This is a genomic window from Micromonospora globbae, assembly GCF_036184225.1.
GTDB classification, from domain to species: domain Bacteria; phylum Actinomycetota; class Actinomycetes; order Mycobacteriales; family Micromonosporaceae; genus Micromonospora; species Micromonospora globbae.
Window position 1 is genome coordinate 3,047,836 of the sequence record NZ_CP108084.1, and the last position, 16,269, is coordinate 3,064,104.

Genomic DNA, 16,269 nt, shown 5'->3' on the forward strand with positions numbered 1-16,269 from the left:
AGTCTGTCACGCCCGGTGGCCGTGCCGGTGCGGTGCCCGCCCCGTCCCGCCCTGCGGACGTGCGGCGGCCGGTCAGGGCCGGCGGACCGCGATCAACGACTTGGTCAGGCCGAGCAGGCGCTCGCCGCGGATGGTGGCGTCCGGGAAGAGGTACCGCAGCTCGGCCCGGCCGATCAGTTCCGTGGTCAGCACCTGCCGCATGGCCGCCTCGTACGACTTGCCCGGCGTGTACGCCAGCGGCCACCTGCGCGCCACGAACACGCGCGCGGGCACCGGCAGGAACTGCATGCCGGGCGCCACCCAGTGCGGCTCGACCGGGAAGTACCGGTACGGCGTCTGCACCCAGTACGCGGGCGCCAACGCCCGGACCGCGTCGGCCATCCGCCGGCGGCGCTCGTGGCCGCCCACGTGCTCCAGCACGCTGTTGCTGAACACGAGGTCGTAGCGGCGGCGGAGGATCCCGGCGGGCAGCTCGCAGGCGTCCGCGTGGTCAGCCTCCGCCCAGGGTGGCAGCTCGGCGGGCAGGGGCTCCAGGTTGACGACGTGCACGTGCGCCGGGCGCACCGGCGCCCGCGACCAGCTCTCCACCCGGCCGCCGAGGTCGAGCACGGTCATGTCGGCGAGCGCGGGGAACGTGTCGGCCAGCCAGGCGGCGCGGCGCGCCCGCCGCCGCGCGCCCAGCGACGTCGGCGAGTCCACGAGGCGGAACCGGAGCGCGTGCAGGGTCATCTCACTCCTCGGTCGATCGGTCGGGCTCAGATCCCCCGGCCCCGCCGGTGCAGGGTGCGCAGCACGGCGTCGGCCCGCACCACCCGCCCGGCGACCGCCAGCGCCAGGTAGGCGCGGGGCTCCCGGGGGTTGCGCCGCAGCGTGCGACGGGCCCACCGCAGCGCCCCGCGCCGGTCCCCGCAGGCGGCCCGGGCGAACGCGATCTGCCCGGCCACCCGCGCCTCCCCCGCCGGCTGCCCGGCGAACTCGGGGTAGCGGCTCAGCAGCCACTGCAACGCCGCCGAGATGGTGTCCCAGCGCTGCGCGAAGTAGGACCGCTTGTGCCAGCGCACCAGCACGTACGGCGTGGGCAGGTTGACCAGCGGCGCGCTGCGCGCGGCCCGGAGCAGGAACTCGTAGTCCTCGGCGTAGCTGCCCGGGATCTCCTCGTCGACCAGCCCGAACCCGTCGCGCACCGCCGCCGCGCGGATGAGGAACGTCGACGGGTGCAGTTCGGTCATCCGGTCGCGCAGCAGGTCGGCCAGCGTGACCCGGGTCGCGCCGAGGACCCGGTCGACGGTGCGCCCGTCGTAGCTGACCCGGATGCCGCAGCTCGCGAACTCGGCGTCCGGCGCGGCGGCGAGCGCCGCGACCTGGGCGGCGAGCTTGCCGGGCAGCCACTCGTCGTCGTCGTCGCAGAACGCGATCAGGTCGCCCTCGGCGGCCAGGGTGCCCGAGTTGCGCGCCCCGGCGAGCCCCGGGGTCCGCTCGTTGCGGATCACCCGGACCCGCCGGTCGGGACGCGACAGCTCGGCGAGGGAGTGGTCCGGTTCCGACTGGTCGTGGACGACCACCACCTCGACGGCGCCGGGGTGGTCCTGGCCGAGGATGGCCCGTACGGCGGCGCGGAGCAGCTCCGGCCGGTCCCGTGTGGGCACCACGACGCTCACCGTGGGCGCCGCGCTCACCGGTGACCCCCTGCGTCACGCACCGGCCGGCCCCAGATCCGCCACCAGGCCCGCCGCCGGGCCGCCGTGGCGACGAGATCGTCGACGATCTGCCCGACCCGGGCCACCGCCGCCCGTTGCGCGTCGTGACCCCGCGCGTCCGCGGCCACGGCGAAGCGGGCGGGGTCGGCGAGCCCGGTGGCGAGCGATCGGCGCAGCTCCTCCTGGGACTCGCACAGGGCCACCATGCCGGCCGCGCCGAGCCGGCGGGCGAAGAGCTGCTGGTGGTCGTCGACGTGCTCGCCCCGGGACGGGTCCCGCGGGACCACGATCGGGAGGTGCCCGTGCCGCCGCGCCTCCAGGATCGTCGCCGGGCCGCCGTGGCACACCACCAGGTCGGCGTCGGCCATCGCGGCCTGGAGCGCGTCGTGCCCGAGGAACGGCACCGCGCCGGGCACCGCGGGGGCCCGGGTGTGTCCGTGTTGGACGGTGAGGCCCACCCGGTCGCCGGTCTCGACGTGCCACTCCTCCAACCAGCCGAGCAGGCGGTCGAAGGGGTGCCGGTCGGTGCCGACGGCGACCAGCAGCTGGAGCCGGGCGGCCTCGGCACGGTCGCGCTGCCGGGGCACCCGTCCCGGATCCGGCCGGCCGACCGGGTGGGGCCCGTGGGGCGCGGGGCGGGCCGGCGCCGTGCCGGCGCTCGCCTCCCCGTTCACAGCAGCGTCCCCACGACGGTCGCCTCCGGGTACTGGCGCCGCTGCTCGTCCCACTGCACGAGCATGGCCGAGAGGAACGGCCGGCAGAGCCGGGCGGACAGCGTCGGGGTGTCGATGCGGTCGTACACCTCGATGTAGACGGTCGGGATGCGACGCAGCCGGGCGAGGACGACGAACGGCACGGCGACGCCGGCGCCCGTGGTGACCACGGCGGCGACCCGCCGGCGGCGCAGCACCCGCCAGGCGAGCACCGTGTTGCGCAGCAGGTTCGGCAGGTTGCGGGTCGTCGGGTGGTGGGCCGGGGTCACGTCCTCGCCGTCGAGCAGCGACAGGGCCTCCGGTGTGTCGAAGGTGACCCAGCACCGGTGCCACTTCTCGAACCAGGGCCGCAGTGCCAGCAGTTGGGCCAGGTGGCCGCCGCTGGATCCGACCAGCAGCAGGACGGGAGGCCCGCCGTCCTCGATGTTCGCGTCCACGCGACTCCCCACACGTCGTCACACCGGGCGTTTGCCGGGACGTACCCCCGTCGTCACGAGCAGCAATTCTTCCGTCACTCTTCGGCGCGGGTCAACGCCTCTCGGCGTGCCGATTCGCCGGGATCAGCCAATGTGTCGTTTCTCGATCACATCGAGCAGTACGGGATGCAGGGCGGGGTTCCAACCGGCCCCGGCGTCGGCCAGCCGCCAGGTGCGCAGCCACATCTCCACCAGGTACGCGTCGGCCACCGCCCGGCGCTGCGCCGGTCCGAGCCCGATCCGGTCGCCGTACCGGTCGAGCTGGGCGTCGACCTGCGCCGCGGCGGCCGCGGCCGGCTCGCCACGCAGCACGAGGGCCCGCTGGAACGCGTCGTGCGCCAGGTCGAAGCCGACCGGGACGTCCCGTCCACTGTGCTCCCAGTCCCAGGCCACCAGCCCGCCGTCGTGCCGGCCGAGGTTCCACGGCACCCAGTCGCCGTGCCAGTGGCCGAACTCGACCGCCGTGGGACCGTGCCGCCGCTCGAGGGCGGCCACCGCGGCGACGGCCCGCCCGCGCACGCCGGTGGCGTCCGCCCGGGCCGCCTCGGCGGCCAGCCGGGCGAGGAACGGCGAGCCGGCCAGCGGCCGGGGCGGTGCCGGCGGGCGGCCCCGCCGCGCCACCGCGAGCAGCGCCGCGATCCGGGGCGGGTCGCTCGTCGGCACCCCCCGGACCCGGGGCGGCAGCGGCTCCACCACGGCGATCCGCTGCCCCGCCCAGTCCACCTCGGCCAACAGCCGGGGCGTCGCCGGATGGTCGGGCACCCCGGCCAGCCCCGCGAGGGCGCGCAGCGCCGCGGCCTCGACGGTGACCAGCGGCCGGGTGGCGCAGTTCCAGCCGATCTTCGCGTACCCGCGGGGCCGGCCGTCGGCGGTGAAGAGCTGGAGGGTCGGCTTGTGGTTCGGGTCCGGTGGCCGCACCCCGCAGCCGGCGTGCAGCGGCCCGCCGCCCAGCGCCTCGGCGAGCCGCGCGGTGAGCAGCAGCTCCGCCGCAGGGACGCCGGCCGGCACCGAGACGGTGAGCGTGGGGAACACTCGGCCGGCGGCCCCGATCCGGGACAGCCCGCCGAGCGCGGCCCGCACCGCGCGGACGGTCGGCGGCCGGAGCGCGTTGTAGGCCAGCAGCGACGCCGCGGTGGCCCGGTGCGCGCCCAGCGGCAGCAGGAACCGGGCCCGGGAGACCGACGGGACGACCGCGTACCGGGCCGCCACCCGGTGACCGGCCGGCGCCGCGCCGCCGACGGTCACCGCGACCCGGTCGTCGCCGAAGAGCGCCCGGGTCACCCAGCCGAGCCCGTCGGTACGGGAGCGCGGGTCACGCGACGCGGGAGCCGTCACGACACCCGGTCCGGCCAGTCGAGGTCCACGCCGAGCCGCCCCCGCAGCGCCTCGTTGAACGGCCGGTAGTACGCGGTCAGCTCGGCCCGCAGGGTCGGCTCCAGCGGCGCGGACCGGCGGTCGTTGTAGACCCGGAAGTCGGGCAGGTCGAACGGGGGCAGCCCGAGGAACTCCAGCGTCCGGCGGTAGGCCGCCCGGGCGTCGCGGTAGAGGTCCTCGCTGGGCAGGAAGAGGAAGCGGCTGCGGTCGAACCGCTCCAGCCACGGCTCCAGGTGCTCCAGGTAGCGGCCCCGGGCCCGGTAGCTGTACCAGTCGTACCGCTGGCTGTGGTACTCCGGCTCGGCGATCAGCCGGTCCCGCTCCCCCGCCGTCCGCGCCTCCTCGGCGGCCAGCGCCGCGGCGAAGTCCAGCGGCTCGACGCCGTGCGTACGCCGCTCCTTCCAGTGCGAGTACGCCCGTTCCACCGGGTCGCGCAGCAGCACGACGAGCCGCACCGACGGCATGAGCGCGGCGACCCGCTGCGCCGCCAGCGGGTGGAACATGTACAGCGGGGCGGCCTCGCCGACGCGCACCGGTCCGCCGAACCGGCTCTCCAACGCCGCCCGCTGCCGGACGGTCGGGAAGTGCGACCGGTACCACGCCTCGCCCCGCCGCCAGTTCTCCTCGAAGTAGTGCGTGGCCTTGGTGTTCCACGCCGGGAAGAGGCGGGGCACGAGCGGGTGCTGGATGAGGTAGTTCCACAGCGAGGTGGTGCCGCCCCGCTTGGTGCCGATGATGAGGAAGTCCGGCAGCGGCCGCCGGTCGCTGGTGCGCACCCCGTAGTCCACGAGCGACTCCCGCACCCGGCTGGTCACCTGGGTCGGCACGAACTGCTTCACGCGGTCCCGCATGGACGGCACCGGATCTCACCTGCCCTTCGTCGCGAGGGCCGGGGCGGCGTCCGCCGACGCCCCGTCCCGCCCGCGGATCTGACTCACGGTTGCCCGGACGCGCTGACGCACCCCGGGCAGCGCGGACGCGCCGAGGCAGCCGGCCGCCAGGACGGCGAGCGCCACCACGAGGCCGGGGATGCCCCGCCCTGCGGTGAGCAGCCCGGCCAGCGCGGCGACCCCGACGGCCGCGAGCGTCCCGGCGGCGGCGCGCCGCAGCGCCCCGTCGACCAACGGCTCGCCGACCACCGCCCGGGCGCAGGCGAAGGCGAGGAGGTTCTCCGTGGCGATGCCGGCCGCCCACGCCAGCGCCGCGCCGGTCACGCCGTGCCCGGGGATCAGCCACAGGCCCAGCGCGACGGTGACCAGCAGGCCGGCCAGCGTGGCCGCCAGGTGCAGCCCGCTGCGCCCGCCCATCAGCAGCAGGCTCTGCACGTTGCCCACGCCGGTGTTGACGAGCATGGCCAGCGCGAGCACCGTCATCGCCGTGGCGCCCGCGGCGAACTCGGGGCCGAAGAGCTGCAGGAACGCCGGCCCGAACACGGCCAGCAGCAGGTAGACCGGCCAGGACAGCACGAGCGCCCAGGCGGTGAGGCGCCGGTGCACCGCCGCCGCGGCCCCGCGCTCGCCGCGGCCCAGCAGCCGGGACAGCTGCGGCGAGACCGCCACCCGCAGCCCGTGCAGGGCGAGCTGCCCGGCGAGGATGTAGCGACCGACCGCCCCGAACACGCCGGCGTCGGCCTGCCCGGCCAGCACCGAGGTGAGCAGCACGCCCACCCACACGACGCTGGCGTCGATCGCCGCGGAACCGGCCCGGGGCAGCGCGAACCGCCAGAACGCCGACCAGTCGGCGCGCACGGTGCGTACCGGCGTGTCCCGGCCGAGACCGAGCGGCCCGGCCACCAGCGCCACGCAGACGAGGACGGCGCAGGCCGCCGGCAGCAGCCAGCCGACCACGCCCGCCAGCACGCTGCCGCCGGCCAGGGCCACCGCGCCGACCAGCGCCGGACGGGCGGCCGGCAGCAGGACGGACTGCACGGCGACGTACGCGCGCATCGGGCGGACGCAGCGCAGCACGGCGAACAGGAGCGTCATCGCCACCACGAGCGGCACCGCGGCGAAGCTCACCGCGAGCAGGGCCGGGCCGTCGGCGCCGGGGTCGTCCAGCAGGCGCGGCGCCAGCGAGTCGGCGACGACGATCCCGGCGGTCCCGACGGCGGCGGCCACGGCCAGCGGCGGGAAGAGGGCCACCGGCAGCACCCGGGCGAGGTCTCCCTCGCTGCCCCCACGGCGCCGGGGAAGCGCCCAGATCAGACCGGTCTCCGCGCCCAGGGTGCAGAGGGCGGCGGTCATGGTGACCACGCCGACGGCGGCGAAGAACGCGCCGGCGCCGGCGGTGCCGTAGCCGCGGGTGATGACCACCACCAGCAGGAAGCCGAAGAGGCCGTTGCAGGCCGCGCCGAGCAGACCGGCGACGCCGCTGCGGGTGCTGTGCCGCGCCTCCGCCGTGCCCTCGGCCGGCGGCCGGGTCACCGTCATGCCGGCACCGCCCCCAGACGTCCGGTGCGGGGCGGCGCGGGGGCGGTCTCCCGTTCGGTGAGCGCCACCGCGAAGGCGACCGCGAAGAAGGCGACGGCCAGGTTCGGACTGGCCATGCCGTAGAACGGGATCTGCACCAGGCAGATGACGGGCACCACGGCGAGCCACTGCCCGGCCGCCGAGCGGGCCCGGCGACAGCGGACGGCGGCCACGACGAACCACGCCACGAAGCAGAGCAGCGCGGGGATCCCGTGGCTGAACAGGACCATCCAGAGTTGCCCCTGGGTGCCGACCGGGGCCTGCGCGGAGACGGTGTCCGCGTTGACCGGCGCGCCGTAGCCGAGCCACGGCGAGTCCCCGATGCGGCGCAATACCTCCGCGTAGAGGGAGGCCCGGTCACTGTTGGTGTCCGTGGTCCGCACCCGGTCGCCGATCAGCTCGGCCACCGGGATGAACAGCGCGGCGAGGCCGCCGATGACGAGCACGCCGACGACGGACGCGCCGACCCGCACGTTCCCCCGCAGCGCCGCCCGGACGCCGAGCACCGCGAGCCCCACGCCGAGGCTCGCGAACATCACCCGGTTGAGGGTGAGGAACGCGGGCGCCAGCGACAGCGGCAGGGACGCCAGCAGCACCCAGCGCAGGGCGCCGCGCCCGCGCAGCATCGTGTACGCGACCACGCACGGCAGGGTGATGGCGTACGCGCTGCCGTAGTTGTTGGTGTACGGGAACGGCGCCGCCGGCCGGAAGATCGGGTCGAGGGACCGTTGGCTGTACTCCGTCGTCGCGACGTGGACCAGGTCCTGCACGTAGGAGTCGGCGACCACACCGGCGGGCAGGAGCAGCTCCGTCGGCGTGGTGAGCGCGAGCCGCGGCGCCAGCAGTCCCAGCCAGCCCAGCGCGACCAGTCCGAGCCAGAACGCGCACAGCGGCACGAGCACCGCCGCGGGATCGGCGCGTTCGCGGGCGAGGGCGTACACGTAGACGCCGACGACGATCGCGGTGACGTAGAAGCCCAGCCGCAGACCGAACGCCGGCACCGATCCGGACGACGTGAGCCGGGTGGCGCTGACCACGACCAGCGCCAGGAACAGCAGCCAGAGCCCGGTGGCCGGTGGCAGCGGCACCCGGCCGCGGACCACGAGCAGCGCGAACAGCAGCGCGCCGAGGAGCGACCAGCCGAGGTAGAACGCGCCCGCCAGCCACCAGAGCGGCACGAGGCCGAACATCACCGCCAGCGGCCACAGCGGCAGCAGCGGCGGCCGGTGCGGGACCGGCTCGGGCGGCCGGGGCGGGCGCTCCCCGGCCGGGTCGCAGGTGGCCGGGGCGCGGGTGGCGGGCACCGTCAGCCCCAGCCGTTGTGGGTCAGCACGAAGCCCAGCGGTGTGACGCCGGCCGTGCGGAGCCGGTCCACGAGCCGCCGCAGATCGCTCTGCCGGGTCCGGTCCCGCTCCACCACGACCACGGCGGTGCCCTGGCGGGCGATGACGACGCCGCGCGGGTCGGATTCCGCCGGCGGTGCGTTGTAGAGCACCAGGCCGTGGTCGGCGCCCTGCCGCCAGCTGCCGAACCGGACGCTGCCGAGGCCGACCACCACGGCCTCGACGCTCACCACCCGGCCGTTGCGACCGTCGCGCGCGGTCCCGAGCCGGGACAGGGTGAGTGTCGGGTCCACCTCCACCGAGGGGGCGGCGCCGGGCGGGCGCGGGGACGGCCGCCGTGACGTCACGGGCTCGGCCGTCGGGCCGCCGAGCACCGTCGCGCCCGACGGGCGTGGCCTCGGCACGGCGGGTCGGCTCCGGTCGACGACGGTGGGCACCCGCACCTCGTCGGCGAGCACGGCCGCCCGCAGCCGCTCGACGCGGCCGCTGTCGTCGGCCACGAACACCTCCCGCCCCTCGACGGCGAGCGCCGTCGCGAGGCCCGCCGCGAGCAGGGTCGGGTCCTCCCGGGCGGCGAGCAGGGTCACCCGGGCGGGCTGCCGGACGCGCTCGGCGATCGCCATGGCCACGTAGCGCAGGTCGGCCTCGACGGCCCGGTGCCCGCCGCGGGACCACTGGTGCCGGACGGTGCCCAGCAGCGGCAACCCGCTCACCTCGCGGCCGTCCGCCACCGACCGGACCCGGCGGTCCACCGACTCCCACGCGTACGCGAGCACCACCCCGATCAGCGCCCCACCGAGGAGGCCGGCGAACAGGTAGAGGGGGCGCTTCCCGCCGGAGGAGACCAGGGCGCGCTCGGCCGTCCGCGTGACCCAGCCGGGGTTCACGTCGACCGCGGCGATCTCCGTACGCGCCGAGTTGAGCTGGGTGAGCTGGCTGTTGACCCCGGCGAGTTCGGCGACCGCGGCGTCGAGGGCACCGTCGCGGGCACCGGCGATCCGCCGCTGCAACGCGCCCTGCTGCGCCGTGACCCTGCCGATGCTGTCGTCGTACGAGCGCAGCATCTCCGCCCGCTGCTTCTCGTACATGCCGCGGCGTACGTCCAGGTAGGTCTGTGCCGCCAGGTTGACGCTCCGGACGGCCTGGTCGGCGGAGCGGGCGCGGTAGGCGAACCGCAGGATCTGCCCGCCGGTCGGCACCTCGACCGTGAGCGCGTCCCGCACGTCGCGCTGGTCGCCGCCGTTCGCGTCGGCCAGCCTCCGCACCACCTCCGTGCCGGTGGCGATGCCGCTCTCCACGTTCATGTTCACCGCCCGGTCGGCGGCCGCGCCGCTGGGTGTGAACGCGTCGGTGACGACCGGCCGCACGGCCACCACCGCGTTGGCGGTGACCATCGGCGGCGCCACCAGCACGTAGCCGACCGCGGCGAGCAGGCCCACCCCGGCCGTCGCGGCGATCAGGCGGAGCCGGTGCAGCGGGACGCGGAGCAGGTCGGCCAGGGTGAGCGTGCGCGCCGGTGGGCCGCCGGAGGCGTCGGCGGGCCGGCCGTCGGATGCGTCAGTCATGGAGGATCCACCGTCTGTCGTCGATGTCTGCGACCAGGAGCACACTACCGAGGGGTGGTCACGGACGGTGAGACCGTCACTGCACGGAGAAGAACATCCGGGGGGTGGACCAGGTCAGGGCGGCGGTCGCGGGCGCGAGCGTCGTGGCGGCCGCCCCGTTCACCGCCGGCGCGCCCGCCGGGTCGAACGGCACGCTGCGCAGCGCGCCGTCGGTGGCCCCGTAGACGATCCGGCCTCCGACCCAGGCCATGCCCCGCACGGACGACCACGTCATGCCCGTGGTGGGCAGGGTGAACTCGGTGGCGCCGAGGTAGTTGCCGTCGACCTCGAAGTAGCGGTAGTAGAGGGCGTTGGCGCCGGCGCGGGTGTAGTACAGGCGGCCGTCCAGGAAGAACGCGCCGGTCATCGCCGCCGGGTTGAACCAGTCGTTGTAGCCGGACGACTCCCACGGCACGCCGATGGCGCCACCGTTGAACATCGAGATGTCGAGGCGGCTGCCGGTGGGCGTGCCGGGGACGAGGTGCGACCAGTAGATGCGGTCGCTCACCCGCCAGGTCGCTCCGGCCCCGGTGTAGGTGGGCTGGCTGACCGTGGTCGGCGCGCCGAGCGCCGCCCCGTCGAACGGCACCTTCGCGAGCTGCCCCTCGGCCGTGCCGAGGTAGAGGTGGCCGGTGGTCGCGGTCGGCGGGTTCTTGGGCGTGATGGTCCGCCCGCCGGCGAGCGGGAACATGCCGAGCCGGCCGTGGTACTCGCGGCCCATGCCGTCGGAGTTGTGCCCGAAGTAGAGGCCGTCGCTGCCCCGCCAGAGCACCGGCAGCTGCGAACCCCAGGTGCTGGTGCCGGGAGGCATGGTGTCGCTGCCGCGACGTCCGGGGTTCCAGTTGACCGGCAGGCCGGTGGCGGGGGTGACGGCCGCGATGCCGAGGCGGTCGATCGCGCCGGGCCCGGCCGCGTCGCTCGCGTTCGGGTTGTTCAGCCAGCGGAAGTGCCCACCGAGGTAGATGATGTTGTCGGCCACCTCCACCGAGGTGATGGTGTCGTTGCCGGTGAAGTTCACCCAGGTGCCCAGCTGCCCGGCGCCCCGGGCGCCGGTCTCGAACCGGACCAGGGCGTCGCAGTACGCAGCGGGCCAGCCCGCGCCGCCGTTGGTGCCCACCACGAACCAGCTGCCGTCCGGGCCGAACTCCACGTCCTGCACGTAGTGGACGAACGTGGCGGGCGAGGCGCAGGGCGCCACGAACTTCTCGGTGCTCCAGTCGAGCACGGTCGGGGTGCCGGTCACGTCGACGAGCGCCATCTGGTTGCGCGGCAGGCCGTCCACGGAGGTGAAGTTGCCGCCGACGGCCAGGGTGCGGCCGTCGGGCGTGAGGTCGATGGTCCAGGCGTACGACCCGGTGCCGTGCCGGCCGACGGTGGCGTCGACGGTGAACGTCGGGTCGACGGCGCCGGTGGTGGCGTCGAGCCGGCCGAGCCCGGAGTGCGCGGCGCCGTTGAGCCAGTTGAAGGCCCCCGCCACGTAGAGCCAGTTGCCGTGCAGGGCCATGTCGCGGATCATCCCGCCGTCGGAGCGGCCGACCCAGCCGGCGACGGTGGCCCCGGTGCCCGGGTGCAGTGCCACCAGGTTCTTGCGGGACACGCCGTTGACGTTCTTGAAGGCGCCGCCGACGATGAGCGTCCCGCCCGGGCCGGCGACCAGCGAGTTGACCGCACCGTCCAGCGCCGGGAGGAAGGTCGTGGAGATGGCCCCGGTGCGCCGGTCGTACGCGAAGAGGTAGGGCCGGGCGATCCACGCGGAAGCGGCGGTCTGGCGGATCTGCGTGAAGCTGCCGCCGACGAAGACCGTGTCCCCGATCTGCGCGAAGGCGCGCGTCTCCCCGTCCCTCGCGTGCGGCGTGGCGTCGGCCGGGTCCGCCGACACGAGGGTCCCGGGCTGCGGGGCGGGGACCGCGGCCGCGGCGGACGTCGCCGGCACGGTCAGCACCGCGGCGACGGTGGCCAGTGCGACCACCCCCGCCCGGATGCGAAGTCGTCCGGCGGGCCGCCGGGCGGACGGGAGTTCGGGCACGCTGCGCCTCCAAGGTGGATCCAGACCTCGCGTAGCGTGCCCCGTCGACCACGGTCCGCGATATCCGCCGATTGGCCGATCGACGAACGGAAGTCGGATGTCCGACTCTTCCGACGATCACGGACAGGCGACCACGGACCGGCGACCACGGACCGGCGACCACGGACCGGCGGTCAGCGACTCCCCGGCGTCGGCTGCCTCAGGTGGTCGTCCCGGCCGGCGCGGATGAACCCGGCCAGCGCGGAGGCGTCGTGGTTCATCGTCATGTCGCAGGTCGCGGTCGTGGTCGTCATGCCGGCGGAGTTGAAGTAGACGGCGGCCTTGATCTTCGGGTGGGCCTTGAGGGCGGCCGGGAACTCCTCGAACCACCGCCGCTTGGCCGTGGGGTCCGCGGCGTCGACGTTGGTCCCGAACTCCGCGAGCATCCGCGGCTTGCCGGCCCCGATGCCGTGCTCGTCGAGCCAGCGGTAGAACGGGCCGATGGTCTCGCTCGGGCTCTTCCACACCCGGCTGCCGTTGCAGGCGTGGAAGTTGTACGGGTCGTAGGCCACCCAGTCGACGTACCGGTCGCCGGGGTACAGCCCGGCGTACCGGTCGTAGTGGCCGGACCAGCCCATCATCGTCCAGACCCAGACCGCGTTGTCCGCCCCGGCCGCGGCGAAGCGGTCGTGGACGTACCGCCAGGCGCGGACGAAGTCGGCGTCGCTGCCCTTGGCCGGCTCGTCCTCCGGCTCGTGGTCGAAGCCGAGGAACACGGGAACACCGGTGTCGCGGATCCGGGCCGCCACCGCGTCGATCGTCGCGTCGTACCGTCCGCCGTAGACATCGGCCCAGGTCAGCACCGTGCCGCTGGAGAAGATGCGGGACTCCCACGCGAAGAAGAGCAGGCGACCCTCGCGCATCTGCCGGCGCTCGTACACGTCGGGGAAGGCCCCGTTGCTGCCGGTGTTGGAGAAGTCGTGGTAGCGGTGGACGATGTCGAATCGCCGCCCCACCTGCGCCTCCACGTCGTCGACGGCGCGGCCGTGGTCCCAGCCGATCGCCGCGCTGGCCGGCGCGTACATGCCCCACCAGGCGCCGCAGGAGGGGACGAGTTTCGCCGACACCTCGCCGCAGCCGGTCGGGCCGGCGGGCGGGCTCTGCGTGGGCCGTGGCGCGGCCGTGGTCGCCTCGACGGTGGGGGACGGTTCCGGCGCGGGCCGCGCCGGGGCGGCGCTGGGCGACGGTGGAACGGCGGGGCGGGTCGTGGCCGCGGGCGACGGCGGGTCCCCCACGTCGTAGGTGACGAGCAGTCGAGGACGCAGGTCCGGGTCGCGGTTCTCCGTGGACGCCCAGTAGATCCGGGTCTCCAGGCCGGTCTGCGCCAGCGACACGGTGACCGTGCCGTTCCCCGTGACCAGGCCGGAGACGTCCCACTCGTTGAAGCCGGGCCGGACACCGGTCACGCGGTCCAGGGCGGGGCCCGGTGGCGCCGGGGCCGGGCGGGCCGCGGCGGCGTCGACCGGGGACGCGTGGGCGGTCACCGTGGCCGCGAACGCCCCCCAGGCGTACACCCGGAGAGTGGCGCGGACGTTGACGGCGGTGGCGGGCAGCGTGGTCACCGCGAACCGGATCACGGCGTCGCGGCCGCCCCGGGGGTTGCCGTCGCACCGGGCGGGGCAGGTGGCGAGGGTGGTCCGGACGGCGTTGTCCCCGTCCTCCGGCACGGTGGTGGCCGTGGTGTCCGCGACGGCCCGGATCGACACGTCGTCCGCGGCCACCAGCGGCAGCATCGTCGCCACGACGCCGGCGACCACCGCCGCGGCCAGTGCGCCGAGCGCGGCGACCCGGCGCCGGCCGGCGCCGGTCCGGGGACGTCGGTGCAGTCCACGCCTGACCACGGGCAACTCCCTGTGTCCGTTGCGTCTACGCAGAGCAGCGTAACCACCTTCGCGGCGTGTCGCGGACAGGGCACGGGCCGCCTAAGCGCGTCTTGAACCCCGGCTAAGGGAGCCCACAGTGGCCCGTCCCGGACGGCCGGGCGGTCAGCCCCGGCGGGCGGCGGCGAGCGCGGCGGCCATCGCGTCGCGCGGCGCCGGCACTCCGGTGAACTGCGCGAACTGGCCGAGCGCCTGGGCCAGCAGCAGGTCCAGCCCGGAGACGATCCGGCAGCCCGCGGCCGCCGCGGCGGTCGCCAGCGGCGTCGGCCACGGGTCGTAGAGCGCGTCGAAGAGCACCGTCTCCGGCCGCCAGGTCACGGCGTCGGCGAGCGGGTCGGCGGCCCCCTTCGGCACGGTCGAGACGACCACGTCGGCGACGAGGTGCGCGGCGGCGTCCGCCCAGTCGGCGCCTCTCACCGGCACACCGACCGCGTCCGCCACGGGGCGCAGCCCGTCGACGGCGGCGGCCCGGCGGGCCACCACGGTCACCGTACGGGCGTCGAGGCGGGCCGCGGCGGCCAGCGCCGCCCGGGCGGTCCCGCCAGCGCCGAGGACGGTCACCCTCGCGCCGGGGCGCACCCCCGCCCCGGCGAGCACCTCCACCATCCCGGTCACGTCGGTGTTGTCGGCGTACCACGAGCCGTCCGGCCGGCGTACCAGCGTGTTCGCCGCACCGACCGCGACCGCGACCGCCGAGGCGGCGTCGGCCACCGCGAGCGCCGCCTCCTTGCCGGGCATGGTCACCGACAGCCCGGCCCACTCCGGGCCCAGGCCGGCGACCAGCCCCGGCAGCTCCGACTCCGCGCACTCGATCCGGGTGTACGACCACCCGGCCAGCCCCGCCGCCGCGTAGCCGGCGTTGTGGATCACCGGGGAGAGGGAGTGCGCGATCGGCTTGCCGACCACCGCCGCCCGCCGTGGCCGCGCCATCAGATGATCCCGGCCTCCCGGGCCTTGGCCTCGTTGCGCTGGTGCTGCTCGTACGTCTCGGCGAAGGCGGAGTGCCCCTCCTTGTCGATCGCCACGAAGAACAGCCACTTGCCGGGCGGCGGGTCCATGGCCCCCGCCATGGCCTCCTTGCCCGGGTTGTTGATCGGGGTGGGCGGCAGACCGCGCAGCTTGCGGTTGTACGGGTTCTTCGGGTCGTCGAGTTCGGCGTCGGTCATGTCCTTGGACGCCTTGGTCGGCTTCCCGATCAACTCCAGGTAGTAGTTGACCGTGACGTCCATCTCCAGACAGCCGCACGGGAACTCGCCGTACACCCGGTTGTAGGCCACCCGGGCGACCTTGCCGAGGTCGTCCTTGTTGCCGGCCTCGGCCTGCGCGAGCGACGCGACGACCAGCGCCTCGTACGGGGTGATGCCGCCGCGCTCCTTCTGCACCCGGTCGGCGAACTCCATCTGCCCGGTGACGGTGAGGAAGTTCTCCACCATGAGCTTGAGGATGCTCTCGGCCGTGGCCTTCGGCGGGATCTCGTAGGTGTCCGGGTAGAGGAAGCCCTCGATCGACGGCTTGACCTTCTTGCCGTCGCTGCGCTTGAACCACCAGTCCGGCACGCCGAGCCCGATGGGGTCCTTCGCGGCGGTCTCGAACTCCTTGACCGGGATCTTCGTCTTCTCCGAGAGCAGCTTGTACACGTTCTTGGCCGTGCGGCCCTCGGGGATGGTGACGCCGTTGACGATCCGGTTCTTCAGGTCGAGCAGCGCGTTGACCGCGTGCGCCCCGCTCATCTGCTTGCGCAGCTTGTAGGTGCCGGGCTGGATGTTCCGGCTGCGGGAGTTGTCCGCGGCCGCCTCGACGAACGCCTTGGCGCTCTTCACGACCCCGGCGGCGTAGAGGGTGTCCGCCATGTCGGCGATCAGCGCACCCTGCTTGATCTCGACCGTGACCTCGACGGTCCCGGCGCCCTCGTAGTCGGGGGTGACGAAGTAGTTCTGGATCCGGTCGAAGCCGTAGAACGCGCCCCCGCCGATGCCGCCGAGCAGGACCAGGGCGAGCAGCAACGCGAGGACCGTCCGGCCCCGGCCGCCGCCCTTGCCGTTGCGTTTGCGGACGTAGCTGCGCCGGTGCCGCCCCTTCTCCCCCCGATCCGCCTCATCGAAGCCCAGGTCGAGATCGTCGATCATTACGTCCGCCTCCGCTGCGCGTCCAGCCAGCTCTGCAGGATCTCCACCGCGGCGGCCTGGTCGACCACCGCGCGTTGGCGTTTTCCTCGGACACCACGTTCGGCCAGCCTACGAGAAGCCACGACCGTCGACATCCTCTCGTCGGTAAGCGTTACCGGCACCGGCGCTATCACATCGGCCAGTCGCTCAGCGTACGCCTTCACCTGCACCGCCGCCGGTCCGTGACGACCGGCGAGGTCGACCGGGAGCCCCACGACGACCTCCACCGCCTCGTGCTCGGCGACCAGGGCGGCCAGCTCGGCCAGGTCGCTGGGGACCGCGTCCGGCGCCGCCGTGCGGTCGCGGGCGAGCGTCACCAGCGGGGTGGCCAGCACCCCGTGCGGATCGGAGCGGGCGACGCCCACCCGGACCTGCCCGACGTCCACGCCGAGGCGGACACCCCGCGACGGTCCGGTCACCGGACGTCCCGGGCGAGACGGGCCAGGGCGGACCGGGTGGTCCGCCCTGGTCGCAGATGACCGCG

Annotated in this window: 14 protein-coding genes; all 14 read right to left on the bottom strand. The window is 75.1% G+C overall.

The window, feature by feature from the left end; genetic code table 11:
• Positions 1-72: 72 nt before the first annotated feature.
• Positions 73-729: a class I SAM-dependent methyltransferase gene (locus OG994_RS13460; protein WP_120328670.1), complete on the bottom strand. Its 657-nt coding sequence runs from the start codon at positions 727-729 to the stop codon at positions 73-75.
• Between the two features lie 26 nt (positions 730-755).
• Complete coding sequence (locus tag OG994_RS13465) at positions 756-1,676, bottom strand: glycosyltransferase family 2 protein (protein ID WP_328853450.1); 921 nt, start codon at positions 1,674-1,676, stop codon at positions 756-758.
• Positions 1,673-2,284: a glycosyltransferase gene (locus OG994_RS13470; protein WP_328853714.1), complete on the bottom strand. Its 612-nt coding sequence runs from the start codon at positions 2,282-2,284 to the stop codon at positions 1,673-1,675. The genes OG994_RS13465 and OG994_RS13470 overlap by 4 nt, the downstream gene beginning before the upstream one ends.
• A gap of 83 nt (positions 2,285-2,367) precedes the next feature.
• The gene (locus tag OG994_RS13475; RefSeq protein ID WP_328853451.1) at positions 2,368-2,847 is read right to left on the bottom strand and encodes a UDP-N-acetylglucosamine--LPS N-acetylglucosamine transferase; all 480 of its coding nucleotides are present in this window, start codon (positions 2,845-2,847) and stop codon (positions 2,368-2,370) included.
• A 123-nt stretch (positions 2,848-2,970) separates the two neighbouring features.
• Positions 2,971-4,221 carry a hypothetical protein gene (locus OG994_RS13480; protein WP_328853452.1) on the bottom strand — a complete coding sequence of 417 codons (1,251 nt, stop codon included), beginning with the start codon at positions 4,219-4,221 and terminating at the stop codon, positions 2,971-2,973.
• Entirely contained in the window at positions 4,218-5,120 is a 903-nt protein-coding gene (locus OG994_RS13485) for a sulfotransferase domain-containing protein (protein WP_192902138.1), read from the bottom strand. The genes OG994_RS13480 and OG994_RS13485 overlap by 4 nt, the downstream gene beginning before the upstream one ends.
• 6 nt (positions 5,121-5,126) lie before the next feature.
• Positions 5,127-6,689 (bottom strand): lipopolysaccharide biosynthesis protein, encoded by a 1,563-nt coding sequence (locus tag OG994_RS13490; RefSeq protein ID WP_120328676.1) that lies wholly within the window; start codon positions 6,687-6,689, stop codon positions 5,127-5,129.
• Positions 6,686-8,032, bottom strand: a complete 1,347-nt coding sequence (locus OG994_RS13495; protein WP_407942584.1) for an O-antigen ligase family protein — start codon at positions 8,030-8,032, stop codon at positions 6,686-6,688. The genes OG994_RS13490 and OG994_RS13495 overlap by 4 nt, the downstream gene beginning before the upstream one ends.
• Before the next feature lie 2 nt (positions 8,033-8,034).
• Complete coding sequence (locus tag OG994_RS13500; protein ID WP_328853453.1) at positions 8,035-9,636, bottom strand: lipopolysaccharide biosynthesis protein; 1,602 nt, start codon at positions 9,634-9,636, stop codon at positions 8,035-8,037.
• Positions 9,637-9,712: 76 nt separating this feature from the next.
• Positions 9,713-11,656 (bottom strand): hypothetical protein, encoded by a 1,944-nt coding sequence (locus OG994_RS13505; protein WP_328853716.1) that lies wholly within the window; start codon positions 11,654-11,656, stop codon positions 9,713-9,715.
• A 218-nt stretch (positions 11,657-11,874) separates the two neighbouring features.
• The gene (locus OG994_RS13510) at positions 11,875-13,581 is read right to left on the bottom strand and encodes a glycosyl hydrolase (protein ID WP_328853454.1); all 1,707 of its coding nucleotides are present in this window, start codon (positions 13,579-13,581) and stop codon (positions 11,875-11,877) included.
• 144 nt (positions 13,582-13,725) lie between these two features.
• Positions 13,726-14,550: a shikimate dehydrogenase gene (locus OG994_RS13515; RefSeq protein ID WP_328853455.1), complete on the bottom strand. Its 825-nt coding sequence runs from the start codon at positions 14,548-14,550 to the stop codon at positions 13,726-13,728.
• Positions 14,550-15,746, bottom strand: a complete 1,197-nt coding sequence (mltG, locus tag OG994_RS13520) for an endolytic transglycosylase MltG (protein WP_120328681.1) — start codon at positions 15,744-15,746, stop codon at positions 14,550-14,552. The genes OG994_RS13515 and mltG overlap by 1 nt, the downstream gene beginning before the upstream one ends.
• Positions 15,746-16,204, bottom strand: a complete 459-nt coding sequence (ruvX, locus tag OG994_RS13525; protein ID WP_120328682.1) for a Holliday junction resolvase RuvX — start codon at positions 16,202-16,204, stop codon at positions 15,746-15,748. Before ruvX ends, mltG begins: the two co-directional genes overlap by 1 nt.
• Between the last annotated feature and the right edge of the window lie 65 nt (positions 16,205-16,269).